Here is a 3,698-nt window from a genome sequence, read left to right as displayed (position 1 = left end):
GCGTCGTCTCCTCGTGCAGAACAGTCGTCACTCGGCAGTGCCGGCGAATCCCTGAACCGGGCTTCGCCAACCATGAGCGGCGACAGTTCCAGGCAACACGACGCTCTTATCAATGGCTCCCGGCCGCAGTCTGGCCGGGCCTGACATCAACGCATTCGTGGTCATTTATGGAAAAGTCGAAGTTTCGCAAGATTGCTATCGTGAGCGTACTGGTCGTGGTGGCTGGTCTGATCTTCTACAGCGCTCAATCCCCGGGCAAACCACCGGAATACCTGACCGCCACGGTTGAACGCGGCGACATCGAAAATGCCGTGCTGGCCGCCGGGATTCTGCAGGGCATCAAGCAGGTTGACGTCGGTGCGCAAGTCTCCGGCCAGTTGAAGTCGCTCAAAGTCAAACTGGGCGACAAGGTCACGAAGGGCCAGTGGCTGGCGGAAATCGATCCCGTGGTGCTGCAAAACGCCCTGCGCCAGTCCCAGGTCAATGAAGAAAACCTGGTGGCGAAGAAACGCGCGACCGCCGCGCAACTCAAGGACGCCAAGGCCACCTACGACCGCTACAAAAAACTGCAACCGGACGATGCCATTTCCAAACAGGAATACGAGACCGCCGAATCCAACTACCAGGTGCAGAATGCCAACCTCGTGTCCCTCGATGCGCAGATCAAGGACGCGCGAATCCAGATCGAAACCGCGCGGGTCAATCTGGCCTACACCCATATCGTCGCGCCCATCGACGGTTATGTGGTGGGGGTCGTGACCCAGGAAGGCCAGACCGTGATCGCCCAGCAACTGGCGCCGGTACTGCTGAAACTGGCGGACCTGGACACCATGACCGTCAAGGCCCAGGTGTCCGAGGCCGACGTGATTCACATCACCCCAGGCCAGGAAGTGTATTTCACCATCCTAGGCGAGTCGGAAAAGCGCTACTACGCCAAGCTGCGCGGCACCGAGCCTGCGCCGCAAAACTTCCTGGAAACCCAGGCTTCCGGTACGACCAAGCAGAACACCGCCGTGTTCTATAACGGCTTGTTCGACGTACCGAACCCCGACCATCGCTTGCGTATCTCGATGACCGCGCAAGTGCGCATCGTGCTGGACAAGGCCAAGGATGTGTTGACGGTGCCGGTCGCGGCGCTGGGCTCCAAGAACAGCGACGGCAGCGTCGCGGTCCGGGTGCTGGACGCTCAGGGCGTGGCGCAGATGCGTAATGTGAAGACCGGCATCAATAACAACGTCAAGGCCGAGATCAAGGAAGGCCTGGCCGAAGGCGACAAGGTCGTGATCGGTGAGCCGGCGCCGGCCGTGGCAGGGGCTTGACCATGAGCCGACCATTACTGGAACTCAAAGGTGTCAGCCGCAGCTTTATGGCGGGCGAGAAGGATTTCAAGGCGCTTAAAGACATCAACCTCACCATCAATGCCGGCGAGATCGTGGCGATCACCGGGGCCTCGGGTTCGGGTAAATCGACGTTGATGAACGTGCTCGGCTGCCTCGACCACGCCAGTTCCGGCAGCTACAAGGTCGACGGGCGCGAAACCAGCGCCATGGACGATCGCGAACTGGCGGTGCTGCGACGCGACCACTTCGGGTTCATCTTCCAGCGTTATCACTTGCTGCCGCACTTGAGTGCTTTGCACAACGTGGAGATGCCGGCGATCTATGCCGGGGTCGCCGAGACGCAACGGCACAACCGGGCCGGGGAGTTGCTCGCGCGGTTGGGGCTGGACGGGCATTTGCTGAATCGGCCGAGCCAGTTGTCCGGTGGTCAGCAGCAGCGGGTGAGTATCGCCCGGGCGTTAATGAACGGCGGTGAAGTGATCCTCGCCGATGAACCGACCGGCGCCCTCGACACCACCAGCGGCAAGGAGGTGATGAACATCCTGCTGGAGCTGAATGCGGCGGGGCACACCGTGATCATCGTCACCCACGATGAAAAAGTCGCGGCCAATGCCAAGCGCATCATCAAGATTCAGGACGGCGAGATCGTCAGCGACCGCGCCAACCTCGACCGCCCGGTGGAGGATCTGCCGGTGCAGGATGAACGTCCGGCCAAGGTCAAGCAGGCCAACCGCCTGGTCGCCGGCCTCGGCTTGTTCAGCGAAGCGTTCAACATGGCTTGGGTCGCGCTGATTTCACACCGGATGCGCACCTTGCTGACCATGCTCGGGATCATCATCGGGATCACCTCGGTGGTGTCGATCGTGGCCATCGGTGAAGGGGCCAAGCGCTACGTGCTCAAGGACATCGCGGCGATCGGCAGCAGTACCATCGAGATTTTCCCCGGCACCGACTGGGGCGACAGTCGCGCGTCCGCCATCGAAACTCTGGTGTTGTCCGACGTGACTGCCTTGAGCGATCAGTACTACATCGACAGCGCCACGCCCAACGTCGGGCGCAACCTGTTGCTGCGCTACGAAAACATTGATGTGACCGCCACGGTCAACGGCGTGAGCGAGAGTTACTTCCAGGTGCGTGGGATCAAGCTGGGCGAGGGCGTTGCGTTCGGCAAGGACGACGCCCGGCGCCAGTCCCAGGTGGTGGTGATCGACCATAACACCCGCGTGCGCATGTTCGGCCCGAACGTCGACCCGCTGGGCAAGGTGATCCTGGTGGACAACCTGCCGTGCACGGTCATCGGCGTGACCGAAGACAAGAAAAGCGTGTTCAACACCAGCAAGGCCCTGAACGTATGGATGCCTTACGAAACCGCGGCCGGCCGGCTGCTGGGCCAACGCTACCTCGACAGCATCACCGTGCGCATGAAGGACGGCCAGCCGAGCAAAGTGGTCGAAGACAACATCATCAAACTCATGGAGCAACGCCACGGCGTGAAGGATTTCTTCACCTACAACCTCGACAGCATCATGCAAACCGTGCAGAAAACCAGTCAGTCGATGGCGTTGCTGCTGTCGCTGATCGCGGTGATCTCGCTGGTGGTCGGGGGAATCGGGGTGATGAACATCATGCTGGTCTCGGTGACCGAGCGCACCCGTGAAATCGGGATCCGCATGGCGGTTGGCGCACGCCAGTCCGACATTCGCCAGCAGTTCCTGGTCGAGGCGGTGATGGTGTGCCTGGTGGGCGGGACGATTGGGATCGCGCTGTCGTTCGGGATCGGCTTTATCTTTTCCTTGCTGGTCAAGGAATGGGAGATGGTGTTCTCAATGGGCTCGATCATCATGGCGTTCGTCTGCTCGACGCTGATCGGCATCGTGTTCGGCTTCGTTCCGGCACGCAATGCGGCGCGGCTTGACCCGATCGAAGCACTGGCGCGGGACTGACAGGAAACACAAATCCCCCTGTGGGAGACAATCCTCTGTGGGAGCGGGCTTGCTCGCGAAAGCGGTGTGTCAGCCGACATCAATGTTGAAGCTGAAGCCGCCTTCGCGAGCAAGCCCGCTCCCACATTAGTTTGGGGCCAAACACAACATCTGCGGGCACCGAAAATCCCCTGTGGGAGCGAGCCTGCTCGCGAAAGCGGTGTGTCAGTCAACATAGATGCTGAAGGTGCCACCGTCTTCGCGAGCAGGCTCGCTCCCACAATGGTTTAGGGCCAAACCCAACATTTGCGAACACCACAGATCCCCTGTGGGAGCGGGCTTGCTCGCGAAAGCGGTGTGTCAGCTGACGTCAATGTTGAAGCTGAAGCCGCCTTCGCGAGCAAGCCCGCTCCCCCATTGGATCTGTGGCAAACAC

Annotated in this window: 2 protein-coding genes; both read left to right on the top strand. The window is 60.8% G+C overall.

All coding sequences use genetic code 11. The features are described 5' to 3' along the window. Nucleotides 1-167: 167 nt before the first annotated feature. Nucleotides 168-1,319, top strand: a complete 1,152-nt coding sequence (gene macA / locus ACIQY3_RS09320; RefSeq protein WP_403018788.1) for a macrolide transporter subunit MacA — start codon at nt 168-170, stop codon at nt 1,317-1,319. A 2-nt stretch (nt 1,320-1,321) separates the two neighbouring features. Further along, nucleotides 1,322-3,283, top strand: a complete 1,962-nt coding sequence (locus ACIQY3_RS09315; RefSeq protein ID WP_403018787.1) for a MacB family efflux pump subunit — start codon at nt 1,322-1,324, stop codon at nt 3,281-3,283. Nucleotides 3,284-3,698 lie beyond the last annotated feature (415 nt).

The organism is Pseudomonas sp. NPDC096950 (assembly GCF_044762525.1).
In the GTDB taxonomy this organism is placed as follows: Bacteria; Pseudomonadota; Gammaproteobacteria; order Pseudomonadales; family Pseudomonadaceae; genus Aquipseudomonas.
This window is presented reverse-complemented; position numbering and strand designations above follow the sequence as displayed.